Below are 16,438 nucleotides of genomic sequence, written 5' to 3'. Positions count from 1 at the left end.
GGCGGCACGATCCGCCCCCGCTTTCCATCTAGCGGTCCTCTGACCACTGGCGCGCCTGCACCACCGCTCCGCGCATCGGGCGCAGGCCAAGCGTGAGGGCAGTGATGGCAAGCGGCAGGATGATAGCCGCCGCCGTGGCAATCGCCCAGCCGAGCATCGCATCGTCCCGATAGACGAAGGTCGTAATGGCACCGACCAGCGTGGGGCCAAGGCCAATGCCCAGCAGTGTGAAGACGAAGAGATAGACAGCCGAAACCTGCCCGCGATACTCGTTGGGGGTCGCGATCTGCAACGCGGCGACGGCCGCCCCTGTGTAGGAGGCGAGCAACATCGCGCAGCCGTTGAGCAGGAGAAATAGCGGCAGCGAGTCCACCGCCGCCGCGCAAAAGAGGATGGCGATCTGCAAGGCGGCGCAGAAGATGTAGAAGCGCAGGTGGATGTCGGTCCGGCCGCGGGCAAAGAGCCGGTCGATGATCCAACCGCTCAGCACCGTTCCGCCCATGCCGAAGACAAGCACCAGACCCGAGGTCGAAAGCCCGACCAGCGCGATCGGCAGGTCGAACTTGCGGATGAGATAGGTGGGCGTCCACGCGCCGAAGCCATAGGCATTGGCAGCGAGCAACCCGAAACCGGTGAAGTGGCACGCGAACAGCCGCCATCTGGCCTGCATGAAGCGAAGGGCGTCAGTGAGGCTGGCGGCTTTGTCGGACTGCTTTTCCTGACGCGGGGGATCGATGACTGCCCACACCAGGAAGGCGATCAACAATCCGGGCAGGCCAACGGCGATCATCGCTATGCGCCAGGGACGCAGATGGCCGACCAGCGGCAGCACGATCCCATCGGACGGTATGGCCCCGATCAGCAACGCGCCGAGCGCCACGGCCAACGCGCCGCCCAAATAGCTGCCCGATCCGAATACGGACAGAGCGACGGCGCGGCGATGCTTTGGGAAGCTGTCGCCGATGATGGAATAGGCGGCCGGGTTGAGCGCCGCTTCACCAGCGCCTACGCCAAAGCGAGCGCCCAGGAACTGACCGAAATTCCGGGCAAATCCACAAGCGGCGGTGGCAAGCGACCAGAAGAGAACGCCGAAGAAGATGATGGAACGGCGCGGGTAACGATCGACCGCCCAGCCGAACAACAGTCCGAAGGTCACATAGAAGAGCGCGAAGGCGAGGCCGTGAAGCAGGCCCATCTGAAAATCGCTGATGCCCAGGTCCGCCCTGATGTCGGTGACGAGCAGCGTAACGAGCTGACGATCCATCAGCGACAGCGAATAGAGCAGCGTCAATATGATGACGGAGCGCCAAGCCGTGCGTGCAGACGGGAAAGGTACGCGGGCTATGTCGATGGCCGTAGCCGGATCAACTTCCCGCGCGGGCATAGGGGTTGTCCACGCATGCTGGTTCACATCGCTCTCCTACCAAGCGGTTTGAATTTCAACCATCTTTGGCAGGATCGGCATAGCGGGGCGCGCTGCCCGGCACATAGTCCGGCGGGACTAAGCGCGTCCGCATCCGCGCCTATTGCAAGAGCTGCGCTTCGGGTTCCAGCGGCGGAAGTTCGTCAGGGTTTTCAAGCGCGATAGCGCTCACCCCGGCGAGGATGGAATAGACCAGTTCGGCATGCGAGCTGACGCCGATCTTGGCGTAGATCGACCGCAGGTGAGCCCGCATTGTGTTGTGGCGAATGCCGAAGCGCGCTTCGACCTCCTCCGCGCTCAGGCCATTGGCCAGGTGGATGGTGACGGCCGCTTCCGTATCAGTCAGTCCATAAAGATCGCGCAGGGCGTTGCGGGAGTGAATGGTCTGCTGTTCCGGATCGCGCAACAGGATGCGCAGACCGCTGCGCATGACGCCGGGCTTTGGCGGCGGGCGCAATATGAGGAGGTTGAGATCAGCCTTTCCGGACGGACGGCCGACGCACAATGCGCCCTGCGGCACCGCGCCGGAGAGCGCGATGTTGCAAATATCCCGGAAAGCCTTTTGATCGGCCGGGAAAGCAAGGGCGACCTTGCCCGCGACCAGACTGACCCCGTCCCCCGCCTGCAGCATTTCCGACGCGATGCGATTGGCCGCGATGGGACGGCCGTTGGGAAAGATCGTCATGACGCCGATCGACAGACGGTCAAGGCCGCTGTTGAAGACATCCCCTATCCGGCGCGTTTCGACCAGCTTGGCGCGGAAGGTCCTGGCGCGCTGGATATGGCGGACGAGAGCATCGAACTGGTTGCGCCTCAACGGGCTTAGATCATCTGCACCCGACCACCGAGCCAGCAGGACGGGAGCCTGCTCCACGCTCTCGCCATCGATGGCGGCGAGATTCATCAGCACCGAGCCCCCGGCGCTTGCAACCAGTTGTTCGGGGTCCAAGAGATCCAGGCTGAGCGCTCCCAGCCATTCACGCGCCATCGCCAGAGCGCGCGGCGTGATGCGCACGCGGACAAAATCATCATAAATGGCGTCCAGAACAGCGATCGGTGGCTCGCAATCCGGCAGATGGTCAGGCGGATATGGCATGCGCCTGCACCTCCCCTGCCCCTTGACCCGGTCTGCCGAGCGAGGCCGGGCTGTTGACGACCATGTGCACCAGATCGGCGCGGCTGGAAAAGCCGCTCTTGGCAAAGATGGAGCGGAAATGCGCCCGCACAGTATTGTAACGGATGCCCAAGTCCCTGGCGATTTCATGAGCGCTGCGGCCGTCAGCCGCGGCACGCGCGACCAGCGCCTCCGCCTCCGTCAACCCGAACAGGTCCTGAAGCAGGCCAGCCTCTAGCGCATTGGCAGGCCCCATGGTCCTGTCGCGCAGATAGAGCACGACGGAGCCGTCGCTAGGCACGCCGGGAGGTTGCGGCAGAGCATCGATAACCAGTTGGTAATTGGGCTGGCCGGAGGGCCGCTCGATCGACAGGGCGGTCCCGCCCCTTTTCCAATCGGATGACCCGGCGCGGCGCAGCAGTGCCTGGAGACGTCGATTATCGGCATTGCAACTGGCCGCGAGGCGGGGCGAGGACAGCAGGCCATCCTTTGCGGCCAAAATGCCTTCCGCGATGGGGCTTACCTCCACCAACTGGCCGCAGGCGTCGATGACGATGACGCCGATGCCCAGCCGGTCCAGCCCCGCCCCGCAACTTTCGGCCAGTCTTTGCGATACGACGAGACGAGTGCGCGCGCGCAGGGCGGATCGGAAATGGGGTATCAGCGCCTCCATCCACGCCAGTTCCCGATCTCCAAAGGCTGGCTGTCCCGGCGAACGGGCGACGAACAGCACATAGCGCCAGTCATGGATGATGAGGCAGGGAGAAAGCATGGCATGGCGCAGGCCGATATGCGCGAAATAGGACCGCAGCTCGCCACCTGGCCCCTCTGCAGGAAGACAGGCTTCGAAATCGAGGACGCGGATCGCCGCTTCCGTAGGCAGGGGAAAAGTCTCCCCCATCTTGCCCGCTATTTCCCTGCTGAGCGACCTGATCCGGTCATCGACCTGAGGACGCGCGTCGAAGCCGGAATGGACCAGATATTCGTAGCGGAAGGATGATCCGAGAGGCGCAGCCTGCAACCCCGCCGTAGCCGCATCGACCCCGGTCCTAAACATCTTCATCGCGGTGCTGTCGGGGCGGATCTTGCAGAAATCCCGATAGATCTGATCTATCACGGCGTTTAGCGAAACGGCATCATCCATGTTCATCGCCATGCCTCTCCTCCAGCGTGGCGATGTACCGCGCCCGCTTCATAGGGTTCAGGCTCTTACGACCCGTAACCCTGCTGATAGTGCTAATCCGACTATCACATCATGACAACAGCCACCGGCCAGCATAGCCGCGTGCGACGGCGCCATCATAGTCCCGCAGGACTATTCCCCGTTTCAGACGAGCCAAACGCATATGGTCCTGCAGGACGATGCCGGGTGGAAAGGCGCATCCTAGCAAATGGCGCATTGACGAGCAGATAAGAGAGGATCGTTCCGTGCAGATCATGTCCTTGCCCAAGGGCCCTTTCCCCACCGCCACTACGGATCGCGACCAGGTGAAGGCGGACGTCGCCAAATTCGGCTATGGCATCGTCAAGGATGCGCTGACCCCCGAACAGGTCAGATCGATGCGCGCCGTCCTGAGCGCCGAGATCGAGAAGGAGGAGAAGGCAGGCAATATCAAGGAATCCTACACCGACCGCGATTCCGCCAACCGGCGTCTGTCCATCCTGATGGACCGGCATCCCTGTTTTCGCGACCTGGTCGAAGACCCGATGGCGCTCGACATGGCGAGCTTCATTCTGGGCCCCAGCTATCTGAACGAGCCTTTTCTGCTCCATGGCCTCAGCGCCAATGTGACGCGGCCGGGCAGCCGGGACATGGGCATCCATGGCGATACAGACTATATCCTTCCCCATTATGACGCGCCACTTTTCGCCCGCGTCATATGGTTCCTGGACGATTTCGACGAAGAGGTCGGCGCGACCCGCGTGGTTCCGGGGAGCCATCGGCTGGGCCATCTGCCGGTCAAGGATGGTTCGGTCAAATATGAAAGCGTCGCGGCGGAGGGGCCCGCCGGTTCGGCGTTGATTTACGACGGCCGCCTTTATCATGGCACCGGCGCGAACAGCAGCAAGGACCGGGAGCGGGCGGGCGTGATCGCCGGCTATATCCACCCCTGGATGCGGCCGATGGCATTCTACCCGCTGCTCCTCAATCCAGAGATGATGGCGGGCGCTTCGGAGCGTACGCGCCAGCTGCTGGGCTACAGCACCGTCAACATGGGATTTGACCTCCCCTGGAAATATGCCCCGCGCGACATAGAGGCGCTGCGGATCGGTCAGCGGCGATCGACCGAGGATCTGCGGAGGCAGGTGCGCCAGGACGAGAAGGTGTGACCCGCTACACTTCGATCTTGTAAGCTGCCGGGCACGACTTACCATGGCCGGCAGCATATAAGGGCGGAGAGGTCATGCGCGGGAAAGGGAACAAGCTTCGGCTGCACGGAAGCCGTGCAGCCGAAGAGTCGAGGGATGGATATCGATCTCGGAACCGTCCGCGATCAAACATCGCAGGACATAATCTAGCGCGCACTTCACAAGGCGGCATCAACACAGCGGCGAAGGGGATCATCTGGTGAGCCCCGCACCTCCGTCCAACGACCCTTTCGGCATGGAACATGAACTGCTGCTGGCAGCACTGCGGCGGAGGCTGCGCGCGGCGGGGCTGACGCAGGCCGATGTCGCGAAAAAGCTGGAGGTTGGGACGGCAACCGTGAAGCGTTGGCTGCACGGCCGGGGGCTGGGTTTGCGGACATTGTCGCAGCTTTGCGCGCTGGCCGATACGACGCTGACCGAAATCGCCGAGGAAGCGGCGGTGCGCGACCGATCGTCCGACAAGCTGACGCTGGCGCAGGAAAAGGCGCTGACCAGCAGCCCGGAGCTGTCCACCATCTTCTTCATCATCGTCACCGGCTGGCCGGTTTCGGAGGCCGAAGAGGGCTTTGGCATACCGGCCGATCATATCGCCCAGCATGTCGAGCGGCTGGAGCGGCTGGCGCTGATCGACCGACTGCCCGGCGGAAGGCTCCGCGCACGGCTGGACCCGGCCCATGTGTGGCAGCGCGAGCCGATGCGGCGGCATTTCGAACAGCATATGAAGCATTTGTTCTTCACGCTCGACTATGGCGATCCGGACACGATCTTTGGCGTGGAGACGGTGAAATTGTCGCCTGTCGGGGTAGCCCGCGTCGCTGAGAGGATCGAGCGTTTCCGGGCCGAACTGCGGGAAATCGCGCAGGCGGACCGCCGCACATCCGCGCTGCCGGGCGAATGGCACGCCATATTGGCCGTGGCCTGCCCGGTCTCACCGCTCAAATCGCGTTGATTGCGGATCGCGCTTGACGAAGGGATCATTTCAAGACACGCTGCGCGCAAAGAAGGTAGCCCGGACCGAGGCCATGAGCAGTGGCCGGAGCTATTAGGAGAGGATGCAGAAAGGGATCGCGGACATGCGCCGCGGGTCAAGCTGCATCGTGAAGACAATAATGGCGGCAAACCGCCAGACGTCCGTGATTGGGCGCGTTTGAACGCGTGCGAAAGCGGGCGGGGATCAGGCTCTTGAAAGAGCCTGGCCCGTACCGAGGGATGGCCATCGCCCGACGAAAGGAAGGGGATTGCCATGCGTTCATCTATTGCCGTTGCGTTAGCGGGCATATCATCGTTCGCCACGACAGCGGCTCTGGCACAGACTGCCGACCCGGCCCCGCAGGCCGCGGCTCAGGGACAGCTGGCCGACATTATCGTGACGGCGCAGCGCCGCGAGGAAAGCCTGCAAAAGGTGCCCGTGGCCGTGACCGCTATAGGCGCGGAACAGCTGGACCAGCTGCGCGTGACCAATGTCCGCAACCTCGCCGGCCTCGCGCCCAGCCTTCAGATCAACACGCAGGGCCTGCAGTCCAATCCCACGATCATCATCCGCGGTGTTGCGTCGGGTACATCGAACAACGCCGTCGATCCCAAGGTCGGCATCTATCTCGACGGCGTCTATATCGGCCGCACGGTGGGGTCGATCTTCGACCTGTCCGACATTCAGCGGGTGGAGGTGCTGCGCGGTCCGCAGGGCACGCTGTTCGGGCGCAATGCGACCAGCGGCGCGATCAGCCTTGTCACCGCAGCACCGTCCGGCGAGTTTGGTGTTCGCGGATCGGTTTCCTACGGCAATTATGATGCGAAGCGCGCCAAGGTGTCGGTCGATCTGCCCGCGTTCGGGCCGCTGTCGCTCAAATTCTCCTATCTGCACGACGAGATAGAGGGCGATTACAAGAACCTGCTGGGCGGCCGCACGATCGACCTGCGTCAGCGTGATCCGGCCTTCGGGGTGCAGCGCATCGCCGACCGGCTGGGTGAACGCAATGTGGATGGCGTGGGCGTGGCGGCACGGCTGGAGCTGGGCGACCTGACCGCCGATTATCGCTTCGACTATACCGATGCGCGCGCGACGGGCCGCATGGTGCAAAGCTTTGGCGTGTTACCCGATGCGTCCGGGCAGTTGCTGGGGCCGATCATCGCCTTGCAACCGCTGTTCGGCGGGATCACCAACATCTCGACCGACCGATTGACGACCGTCGCCAACGCCAGCAGCACCGAACATGTGGTGACACAGGGGCACAGCCTGACGCTGACCTATCCTTTGAGCGATGCGATCACGCTCAAAAGCATCAGCGCCTATCGCAAGTTCCGGCAGGACCCGAACATCTATGACCTTGCGGCGTCCGGCGGCCTGCGCTTTACGACGGCACAGCTGCAGGCGTTGCTGGCTGGCAACGTGCCGGGCGTGCTGAATCCAGCCAATGCACCGGGGCCGAACGACTCCTTCTTCTCCCTGCTGACGTCACGCTCGACAAGCCAGAAGCAGTTCAGCCAGGAATTCCAGCTCCAACTAACCTCCGACGCCATCGACCTGACGACGGGGCTATTCTACTTCCACGAAAATTCCCCGGCGACGGATATATTGGGGATTTTCCAGCCCGTGGCGAATGGCGTGGTGGTCGATACTTCCACCGTCGGCGTCATTCCGGGCCTCCCTGTCGGGCAGCTGCCGTTCGATATAAACGGGGACGGCGTCGTGAATGCAGCGGACAGCAACCCCTCGCTCGACAGCATCTTTGGCAGCGGCATCACGCGCACGCGGGCGATCAACGACAGCTATGCCGCCTATGGCCAGCTGACCTACCATCTGACCGACACCATCGATCTGACCGGCGGCATCCGCTACACGATCGACAAGCGCGAAAACCGCATCAGCGCGATTGCCGGGGGACAAGGCGGGCAGCTGGGCATTGGTGACTATAAGGTCGATTACAAGAAGGCGACCTGGGCCGCGATTGCCACTTGGCGACCGAGCGACCGGTTGACCGCTTATGGCAAGGTATCGACCGGCTATGTCGCCGGCGGCATCTTGAGCGGCATCCCCTACAAGCCGGAGACGCTGACCGCCTATGAATTGGGGCTGAAAACGCAAAGCTGGGGCAACCGGCTGCGGGCCAATGTCGCGGTCTATTATAGCGACTATAAGGACCTGCAGACGCAGAACTTCATCAACGGCCGTCAATTCTTCGACAATGCGGGCAAGGCGAGCATCAAGGGCTTCGAAGCCGAGGTCGATCTCGTACCGGTCCGCGGCCTGACGCTCAGCGGCAACCTCAGCTACACCGACTTCAACTACAAGACGTTCATCCTGAACGGGGTCGATGTCGCGGATGTCGCCCGCACCACCTATGCCTCCAAATGGCAGGGGCGTGCATCGGCCCAATATGACAGCGAGGAGTTGGGCGTGGGAGGCCATGTGTCCGCACGCGTGGACGCCCGTTATCGCAGCAAGGCGCCACTGGTTTCAACGCCCCCTCGGGACCTTTCCGGTAATATAGCCACGCTGGAGAACTATGCCTTCACCAAAGCCTATTGGCTGGTCGATGGCCGTATCGGGTGGGTGGACATGCCGCTTGGCGGCGGGAAGGTCTCGCTTTCGGTATTCGGGCAGAACCTGTTCAACGAACATTATAATCCGTTCGGAGCTCCAGTGCTGCAACTGGTGACGAGCTATGAGCGCGGACGGACCTACGGGGTGGAACTCGGCTTCAACTTCTGAAAAGACATGAAGGAGAGAGATGATGGAAAACGAAATTTCAGCGCGGGTGAGCAGCGCGGATTTTGCCTATTACAATGGATCGGGACCGCCGATCACGACGGAAAGCTCTGTCCTGATCAGTTCTTCGCCCTATCTCAACCATCCGCAACTTCGCGCGCTGATCGCGCAGGAAATGCTGCGGCGGAACGGGGCCGAGCTACCCAACACCGCCTATATCCCCGATGTGGTGAAGATATTGATGGAGCTGGAGGATTGGCCGCGCATCTTCCAGCTGTTCGAGGAGGAAAAGGCGCGCCTGCCCGAGTTCAAAAGCTGGCTCGACGGCAAAAAGGTTTCGCTGTTCAAGAATGAAGAACTGGCGGGCGCGGATCCAGGTACGCTGCGCGCCGTGATCTATGATTTCGTCGTCAACAGCGGCTATAACATGGATCACTTCTTCCAGGGTATGGAAATCAAGACCGACTTCGACTTCTATATGAAGGAGCGGACTCATACCCATGACATCGAACATATGATCACGGGTTTTGAGACAAATCATGCTGGTGAAGTCGCCCTGCTCGCAGCGAACATGCGTGCGCTCTACAAATATTTCGTGCCGGAACTGGCGTCTTTCTTCAATCGGGTGAGTTCCTATCTGAAGGCCAAGACGGTCATGAAGAGCGGGCTATTCTATCCTGAGGCGGTGAAGATAGAACTGGACGCAGAGGATATCGGGGCGGCGCAGGGCCGCAACTGGAAGCATCCGCTGTTCCTCATCCCCTATCGCGATTATCTGGATTGGCAGGTGCAGGATATTCGCGAGGAGTTCGGCATTACCGAACCGCCAGCGCCGGGCATCTGGTCGTGGACCAACACGGTGAGTGAGGACCCGAGGCCCAGTCATCAGGGTCTGACGTCCATGGCGGCGGAGTGAGGTCTCTTACGGGAGGGGGACCAGTGCCCCCTTCCCTCTGCTCGTCATCCTAAAACAAGTTCCGGATGACGTTTGTGTTTTGGGATGAAGGTTGTGCCTTCGTGGCAGTTACGCCACCCTCTCACGCAGCCGCGAAGTCGATCACTGTTACAGGATCGCCCCCATCCCAATCCCGTGCGGCCGCGATGCCCGCTTCGCACATGGCGCGCATGTCCGCGCCGCAGATGAATTCGAACAGCTGCCCCGGATCGCCCGGCACCTGCAGATAGGCAACGCGGGTCGCGGGGTTTTGCGCGGTGAACAGCACTTCCATGCCGCCCGCCACGGCGTCATTCACCGCAGCGTCAAGGTCATCGACGATATGCGCAAGATGGTGGAGGCCAAGCAAAGGCCGTCCGTCATCGCTGCGATAGGGTGACGGCGCATCATTGGTGACCTGGATCAGCTCGATCTGCATCTCGCCCTGATAGGAAAGACCCACATCCATGGTGACGACGGTGGGCTCACCGCGGTAGCGGCCGTCCAGTCTTACATTGCGAAAGACAGTCCATGGTCCCACGCCCGAATGAGCGATCCAGCGGGCGATGGCGGCGTCCAGGTCCTGAACCAATATGCCCGTCTGATCGATCGCACCAAATTTGGCCAAGGCGACATCCCCGCGTTAATAAAAAAAAAGAGGAGCGGGCGGCGTGAACCGCCCGCTCCTTTCCGACCTTATTCCGCCGCTTCGAGGGACGTCAGCGCGTCGTTCGCCGCCGCCGTGGGAACAAGATATTCGCCTGGCCGTGCGCCGGTATAGCTCTTGCCGTCGAACGTCTTGATCCCGTTCACCAGCGTCAGCCGCATAGGCGCAGCCGGGCGGGTGAAGCGCCAGGTAGTGCCGCCGTCGCCATCCGGCACGTCAAACCGCTTTTCCATGTTGCGATATTCGACTTCGTCCAGATTGAAGACCGCAATGTCCGCGCGGCGGCCAACCTTGATCTCGCCCGTATCGTGCAGGCCGAAGAAGTTGGCGAGCTTGCCCGTCTTCACATGAATGGCCTGCTCCAGGGTCAGCAAGCCTTCGCGCACATATTTGGTGAAGAGCAGGATATTCTCGCCCCCACCGCACAGCATCTGAAGATGCGCGCCCGCGTCGGAGATGTTGCCGACAGTCTTTGGGTCGAGCATCAGCTGGATGGTCAGGTCCTCATCCTTGGGGAAGGGCGCCATGTGCACGGTGGACTTGGTGCCATTCTCCAGGATCCACTGCGCCATCGCGTCCGATCGATGAAGACCGCGCGCGTCAGCGAACTCCTTGAGCGTGCCGCCGACGGGGCCCGCGCCATTCTCGCTGTCCAGCAGGTAAAGGTCCTGCGGGTTGTTCATCGGCGAATGGGGCCAGGCCTTCGTATCCCAGCTTTCCCGCGCCCGCGCCCGCCAGTCGGGATCGGCGAGCAACCGCGCCTTTTCCTCATGCGTTTCGGCCAGCACGACTTCATGCCACACATAGTCGTTGGACTGAGCGAAGATCAGAGACTTGACGAGGCTCAACGTGCTGGTGGGCGACACATGGGCGTAGCCCGGCCAGATGTCGACGCCTTCCGCCTTCAGTTTCGCAATCGTGTCCTGCAGCCGGGGAAGAATATCCTTCTGGAACTCCAGCGTCGGCACGGCGCCTGCGACCTGGATGCGGATCGCGCGGGCCTTGAGCAGGCGACCAAGTCGCTCCAGGCTCTCCGGCCCGGTCTTGCGCATGAAGGTGTCGATGATCACCTGATAGGTGGTTCCCGGGTAGCGTTCCATTACAGCGAACAGCGCTTCGAATTCGGCGTCATCGGCGAGCAGCGTCGGGATGGCGCGATCATCGCCGTCATGGTCGTGCAGATTGTCCGACATGCCCAGCGCACCAGCCGCCAACGCATCGTCCAGCAGTTCGGCCATGCGTGAGATTTCTTGCGGAGTGGCGGCGCGGTCCCATGCCTCGATTCCCATGGCCGCGAGACGAAGGGCAATATGGCCGACAAAGGCGGAATAGTTGGCCGGCAGGCTGATGTTGCGCGCCATCGACGCCTTATATTCCGACCATTTCTCCCAGTCCCAGGGGACGTTCTGAAGGAAGGGTTTCAGCGGAATATCCTCGAAGAAGGAGAAGATCTTGATCATCTCCAGCTGCGCGGCCCTTTCCTTCGACAGCGGGGCGGCGGAGAAGCCGCAATTGCCCAGGATCACCGTGGTCGCGCCATTGCCGGGCAACGGATCAAGGTCCGGCTGCCACCACATGGTCGCGTCATAATGGGTGTGGCTCTCGATAAAACCGGGGGTCACGTAGCAACCGCTGGCGTCCACCACCTCCTCACCGGCGGCGGCGGTCAGCCCCGCGCCGATCTCAGTGATCTTGCCTCCTGCCACGCGCACGTCGGCGGCATAGCCGGGCGCACCCGTGCCATCGACCACCGTGCCGCCGCGGATCAGCATGTCCGTCATCTCTCTCTCCTCTTGAAGGCTTGTTGTCCCTCGAGGCCGAAGCCTTGCATCTGTGTCGCCTGTTTGCCGGCGATCGTGCTGAAGGAAAGCTATCGCGAGGGGTCAGGGCACCGCAAGTTCGGTAAAGGGCAAGTGGCGGGCGGGATCATGGAGTGACCCATCGAAGGGTTGAAGGATGATCCTGCTGCTATGGGGTGAGCAGCCGATCACTCTGCTCCGTTCGCCCTGAGCCTGTCGAAGGGCTTCACCGCTCTCCAGGAAGAGAAAGGCTTCGACAAGCTCGGCCCCAACGGAGTTTGTCGGAAGGTTGGATTGCCCTAGGAAGACTCGGTCAGCATCGATCGGATGCGCGTTGCCAGCGCCTCCATGGCGAAGGGCTTGGTGATCATCTCCATCCCCGGTTCAAGGAAGCCCGACGCGAGCGCGGCATTTTCCGCATAGCCCGTCATGAACAAAATCTTGAGCGAAGGCCGCAGCTCCCGCGCGGCGTCCGCGAGCTGCCGCCCGTTCAGGCCGGGCAAGCCTATGTCCGTGATCAGAAGGTCGATGCGCCGTTTCGACCGCAGCATCTCCAATCCGCTCGCGCCATCAACCGCCTCCAGCGCCGCATAGCCAAGTTCATGCAGTTCCTCGAGGATCAGGCCACGCACCACGGACTCATCCTCGACCACCAGCACGACTTCGCCTTCTTCGGCCTGTTGCATGGCGCTTGGCGGCGTCGGCTCGTCCTCTTCCTCCGCACTGCCGCGATAGCGAGGCAGATAGAGTTTGAAGGTCGTTCCTTGCCCCAGCTCGCTGTAAATTTTCGCATAGCCTTCGGACTGCTGCGCAAAGCCGTAGATCATCGACAGGCCCAGACCCGTACCCTGGCCGATCGGCTTGGTCGTGAAAAAGGGTTCGAACGCCTTGCTGATCGTGTCCTGGCTCATGCCGATGCCGGTGTCGCTGACGCACAGGCACACATATTGTCCCGGCCGTACGCCCCGCTGCCGCGCGACATAGGCCCGATCGAGATGGGCGTTGCAGGTCTCGATGGTCAGCTTGCCCCCATCGGGCATGGCGTCGCGCGCATTGATCACCAGATTGAGAATGGCGCTTTCCAGCTGGTTGGGGTCGCATTTGGTGACCCACAGCCCGCCCGCCAGGACGAGCTCCAGGTCGATCTTTTCCCCGATGGTCCGGCGCAGCAGATCCTCCATCGATGAAACCAGGGCATTGGAGCGAACTGGTTTTGGATCGAGCGGCTGACGGCGGGAAAATGCGAGCAGGCGATGCGTCAGGGCCGCGGCGCGGTTGGCGGCGGTCGATGCGCCGTTGATGAAGCGATCCAACTCGTCCAGCCGGCCCTGCGCCACCCGCCGCTGTACGATCTCCAGGCTGCCGGTGATCCCCTGCAACAGATTGTTGAAGTCGTGCGCGATGCCGCCGGTCAGCTGTCCGACCGCCTCCATCTTCTGCGATTGGCGCAGTGCAGCCTCCGCGTCGGCGAGGGCGGCCGCCGCCTCTATTTCGGCCGTTACGTCGCGCCCGAAGCCATAGAAGGTGTCGTTTTCCGGGACGGTCGTCCATTGAACGGTGCGATGATCGCCATTTTTGGCGCGCAGCGTCGTGCGGTAATCGAGCAACGGCGTGCCCCCGCGCAATGTGGCGACACGCTCGTGCCAGCCCGCCTCATCGTCCACCATGAAATCGGTGCTGCGGCGGCCCAGCGTTTCCTCCCGCGACCAGCCGAGCTTGTCCGTCCAGGACGGATTTACGTCGGTGATATAGCCATGCGTGTCGGTCACGACCTTCAACACCGGCGACAGGTTCCAGATGCGGTCGCGGTCGCGGGCAAGATGCCGCTCCTCCGTGATATCGCGCCCGACAGCATGGACGCGCCCGGCGTCGGGGACCGCCGTCCATGCAAGCAGGCGATAGCCGCCCTCCCGCGTGCGATAGCGGTTTTCGAACGCGAGCGTGCTGATGCCCTCGCCCAGACTGGTCATCTCGCCGCTGGTGCGGTCGAGATCGGCGGGATGGATGAATTCGGCCAGGTTATGACCGACCATTTCCTCCTCCGCCCACCCCAGCATGCGCGTCGCTGACGGATTGACTGCCGTGATCGTCCCATCCAGCGTGCAGACAAGCAGCAGATCGCGAGAAATAGACCAGAGCCGGTTCCGGTCGTCCTGAAGTCGGCGGCTGGCCAGCACCTTTTCCGTCGTTTCAATAACGATCGCCACCACACCGATCGGCGTGCCGCCCTCATCCAGCACCGGGGAATATTCAAGGTCGGTCCACAGCTGCTTGGGCGTGCCGTCGCGGATCAGCGTCAGTTCCTGATCCTTGTAGGACAGCGTTCCCCCTTCGCGATAAACCTTCTGCATCACGTTCGCGTTGAAGTCCGCGACCTCATGCCAGCCCTCCAGCACATTGGTGCCGAGCAGCGCGGGATGACGGCCGCCTGCGAAGGAGCGATAGGCGTCATTGTAGATCATGACGCCCTTGTCGCCCCACAATGTCACGATCGGGACTGGGGAATGCAGCACAAAGCCGAGCATGCTCTTCATCGCGCCGCACCAGCTGTCGATCGGGCCGATGCTGGTTGTGGACCAGTCGAAAAGGGCGATCAGGTCACCCATCTCTCCGCCGCCGCTCAGAAAATCATGATAGTCGCCCTCTGCGTTCCGGTCCGAAATCGTCACACTTTGCACACCTTCTAGACCGGAACTCATGTTGAGCGGGATGCGGTCGCTCCGCCCGACCGAAACTCCCCATTACAAAAAGCGGTTCCCTTTCGCCTTCGCCAGCGAATATGCGGCAACTTCGGTCAAGCTGTAATGAATTCGGCCGCGCGCTCCGCGATCATATAGGCCATCGCGGTCGTATTGCCATTGACGAGCAGGGGCGCGACGGAAGTATCGGCGATACGCAAGGCGGAGACGCCCCGCACTCGCAGGGACGTATCGACGACCGCGCCCGCATCGCTGCCCATGCGGCATGTGCCGACCATGTGATAATAGGCTCCGACATAGCGGTGGATGGTGGAGGCGAGCGCTTCGACATCCTCTTGCTGCGCGAAGCGGCTCAGCAGCTGGGGCTCGGCTCCGCCTGCGGCCGGGAAGCCTGACCGGACGATCGCCTTGGCACGGCTCACTGCATGGGCGAGAGTCATCCGATCTGCGGGGTGCTGAAGAAAGCCGTTATGGATCAGCGGGGGATCGAACGGGTTGGCGGAGCGGAGCGCTATACTGCCCCGGCTTTGCGGCCGTCCCTGATTCACCATCAGCATGAAGCCAGGCATGTTCGACAGCACCGCCCTCCACCCGGTCCCCCGCCCCGGCAAGCCGCCGCCCAGGATGATCTGCGTATCGGGGCCGTCACCCTCCCCGGCGTGGATCAGCGCTCCGGCGGGCGTGGGCAGTTCGGACAGCAGACCCCGGCGGCCGATCAGATATTGCGCGGCTGCCTTCAGCGCACCGGCTCCGCGCAACTGGTCCGTGGCGGTGAGCCCGGCATCCAGGCCGAACTGCAGCGTGGCTGCCACGTGGTTCTGGAGGTTCGCGCCAACTTCGGGCGCGTCGGCATGGACGGCTATGCCGTGGCGCAGCAGGTCGTCAGCAGGACCGATGCCCGAGAGCATCAGCAGCTGGGTCGTGTTGACGCAACCGGATGCGAGAAGAATTTCCTGCGCGGCTTCGACGCGGCATGGCTTTCCTTTGCGGACATAGCGCACGGCAACCGCGCGGCCCTGGACAATGTCGACGCCCGTCACATGGCATCCCGTAAGGATGGTCAACTGCCGCGGGTCGGCCACCCGGCTTAAATAATCGCGCGCGGTCGAACGGAGGCCGTTGCGGATCATGCCGTCATAATAGCCCGCCCCTTCGCTGCTAAGGGCATTGAGGTCATCGGCACGCGGCAGGCCGCTCCGTTCGCAGGCGTCGAGAAAGGCTTCGGCTATAGGCAGCGACGAACCGCCCCTGCTGGTCCCGACCGGTCCTGCGTCGCCATGCAGGGCGCTGGCGCCGCGATCGCTGGCCTCGGTGCGACGGAAGAAGGGGAGCAGATCGGCATAGCCCCAGCCGGGACATCCCGCCTCGTCGCGCCAACGGTCATAATCTGCGGGCTGGCCACGCAGATACATCATGCCGTTGATGCCGGTCCCGCCTCCCAACATCCGCCCGGCGAGCAGTCCCGATGGGCGATCATCCTCCGCGCCTGCTTCGGTATCATAGCGCCAGGCATAACGCGGGTTGCGCATCGTGAACACAGCTGCGGCGGGCACCCGCAGCCATGGACTGCGTCCGATGCCGCCCGCCTCCAGCAGCAGGACGCGGCATCCCGCCATCCGCGACAGGCGCGCCGCCACCGCGCATCCCGCCGCGCCTCCGCCTACGACGACAAAGTCATAGCCCTTGGCGGCCTCGCCATCACCGCGAAAGATCATGGGTGCGC

At 62.6% G+C, this 16,438-nt stretch carries 11 protein-coding genes; 4 read left to right on the top strand and 7 right to left on the bottom strand.

Annotation, left to right across the window (positions count from 1 at the left end; translation table 11 throughout):
- Nucleotides 1-28 precede the first annotated feature (28 nt).
- From ACZ5Y5_RS18800 to ACZ5Y5_RS18790, 3 genes are all read right to left on the bottom strand, one after another.
- Nucleotides 29-1,411 (bottom strand): MFS transporter, encoded by a 1,383-nt coding sequence (locus ACZ5Y5_RS18800; protein ID WP_464810941.1) that lies wholly within the window; start codon nt 1,409-1,411, stop codon nt 29-31.
- A gap of 112 nt (nt 1,412-1,523) precedes the next feature.
- Nucleotides 1,524-2,519: a helix-turn-helix transcriptional regulator gene (locus tag ACZ5Y5_RS18795; protein WP_464810940.1), complete on the bottom strand. Its 996-nt coding sequence runs from the start codon at nt 2,517-2,519 to the stop codon at nt 1,524-1,526.
- Nucleotides 2,503-3,693: a helix-turn-helix transcriptional regulator gene (locus ACZ5Y5_RS18790; protein WP_464810939.1), complete on the bottom strand. Its 1,191-nt coding sequence runs from the start codon at nt 3,691-3,693 to the stop codon at nt 2,503-2,505. The genes ACZ5Y5_RS18795 and ACZ5Y5_RS18790 overlap by 17 nt, the downstream gene beginning before the upstream one ends.
- A gap of 281 nt (nt 3,694-3,974) precedes the next feature.
- Between ACZ5Y5_RS18790 and ACZ5Y5_RS18785 the strand changes: the two genes are divergently transcribed.
- The 4 genes from ACZ5Y5_RS18785 (at nt 3,975) to ACZ5Y5_RS18770 (ending at nt 9,532) form a co-directional block, all read left to right on the top strand.
- Entirely contained in the window at nt 3,975-4,868 is an 894-nt protein-coding gene (locus ACZ5Y5_RS18785; protein WP_464811606.1) for a phytanoyl-CoA dioxygenase family protein, read from the top strand.
- Between the two features lie 238 nt (nt 4,869-5,106).
- The gene (locus tag ACZ5Y5_RS18780) at nt 5,107-5,856 is read left to right on the top strand and encodes a helix-turn-helix domain-containing protein (protein ID WP_464810938.1); all 750 of its coding nucleotides are present in this window, start codon (nt 5,107-5,109) and stop codon (nt 5,854-5,856) included.
- A gap of 294 nt (nt 5,857-6,150) precedes the next feature.
- Nucleotides 6,151-8,619 (top strand): TonB-dependent receptor, encoded by a 2,469-nt coding sequence (locus tag ACZ5Y5_RS18775; protein WP_464810937.1) that lies wholly within the window; start codon nt 6,151-6,153, stop codon nt 8,617-8,619.
- Between the two features lie 22 nt (nt 8,620-8,641).
- A complete protein-coding gene (locus ACZ5Y5_RS18770; RefSeq protein WP_464810936.1) occupies nt 8,642-9,532 on the top strand; it encodes a Coq4 family protein in 891 nt (296 codons plus the stop codon).
- A 121-nt stretch (nt 9,533-9,653) separates the two neighbouring features.
- Here ACZ5Y5_RS18770 and ACZ5Y5_RS18765 read toward each other — a convergent pair whose 3' ends face one another.
- The 4 genes from ACZ5Y5_RS18765 to ACZ5Y5_RS18750 all read right to left on the bottom strand — a co-directional run bounded on the left by ACZ5Y5_RS18765 (nt 9,654) and on the right by ACZ5Y5_RS18750 (nt 16,430).
- Nucleotides 9,654-10,178: a VOC family protein gene (locus ACZ5Y5_RS18765; protein ID WP_464810935.1), complete on the bottom strand. Its 525-nt coding sequence runs from the start codon at nt 10,176-10,178 to the stop codon at nt 9,654-9,656.
- A 68-nt stretch (nt 10,179-10,246) separates the two neighbouring features.
- Nucleotides 10,247-11,998 (bottom strand): N-acyl-D-amino-acid deacylase family protein, encoded by a 1,752-nt coding sequence (locus ACZ5Y5_RS18760; protein WP_464810934.1) that lies wholly within the window; start codon nt 11,996-11,998, stop codon nt 10,247-10,249.
- Between the two features lie 317 nt (nt 11,999-12,315).
- On the bottom strand, nt 12,316-14,622 hold the full coding sequence (locus tag ACZ5Y5_RS18755) for a PAS domain S-box protein (protein ID WP_464811605.1): 2,307 nt from the start codon (nt 14,620-14,622) through the stop codon (nt 12,316-12,318).
- A 188-nt stretch (nt 14,623-14,810) separates the two neighbouring features.
- The gene (locus ACZ5Y5_RS18750; RefSeq protein WP_464810933.1) at nt 14,811-16,430 is read right to left on the bottom strand and encodes a GMC family oxidoreductase; all 1,620 of its coding nucleotides are present in this window, start codon (nt 16,428-16,430) and stop codon (nt 14,811-14,813) included.
- Between the last annotated feature and the right edge of the window lie 8 nt (nt 16,431-16,438).

The organism is Sphingobium sp. TomTYG65 (assembly GCF_055395525.1).
The sequence above is the reverse complement of the archived record's forward strand: the minus strand, read 5'-3'. Positions and strand labels throughout refer to the sequence as shown.